General features: G+C 63.3%; 1 pseudogene. It reads right to left on the bottom strand.

Going from position 1 to position 713, the window contains the following annotated elements:
* Positions 1-713, bottom strand: a pseudogene (locus OHD62_RS35560) (hypothetical protein); the annotation flags it as partial.

The following is a 713-nucleotide window of genomic DNA, read 5'->3' as shown; positions in this document are numbered from 1 at the left end:
AGCTTGATCGAGGTCTCCATGATTGAAGCCGTCAGCGTGGGATTGTCCTTCAGGTCCTCCAGGGTCGCATCGACATCGAGCCTGCCCTGGTTGAGGGTCGCAGCCAGACCCTTGACGTAGGGCACCGACTTCAAGCCCGGCGTCTGATGCAGCAGCCGCTGCAGCTCCTCGCTCTTCTTCATGAACAGGCGGGCGCCGGTGTCGGATTTGTAGGCGTCGGTGCCGACCTTGATGCCCAGGCTCAGGAGGTTGTTTGCGCTTTCGACGAGGTCGTCGGGATTGTAGCCATCCGGGCGCGGATCGATGCGCGCACGATAGTGATCGAGCAAAAGCTGGACGCGCTCTCGTGGCTGGGGAGTTGCCGCATAGGTCTCAGCCAGTTCCGCGAACAGCGCGCACAGCGCGGCACTGAGCTCAGGGTTTGCGTCGTTTGCGTCGTTCACGCTTTCGACCGTCTCGGGCGGGACTTGCTCATGCGTGCTCGCGGCCCAGGCCTCGAGGTCGGCGGCGAGCAACGCGGCCATTTCGCGGGCGACCGGATGTCTGGCGACCTCGATCTCATGTCTCGCCCTGGCGAGCGTGTCCTGGATGTCCTGGCCACGCACCTGGTCCTGGTTCAACAGGTTACCGATGTCTCGCCTGAGCTCGTGGTGAACGCCCTCGTAGATGCCAAAGATGGCCCGCTCGGCAAACCATTGTCGTGCCTCATGGGG

The sequence above is a fragment of the Mesorhizobium sp. YC-39 genome, from assembly GCF_025753795.1.
Taxonomy (GTDB): Bacteria; Pseudomonadota; Alphaproteobacteria; order Rhizobiales; family Rhizobiaceae; genus Mesorhizobium.
Note: the sequence above shows the minus strand (reverse complement) of the source record. Positions and strands in the feature narration are given on the sequence as shown.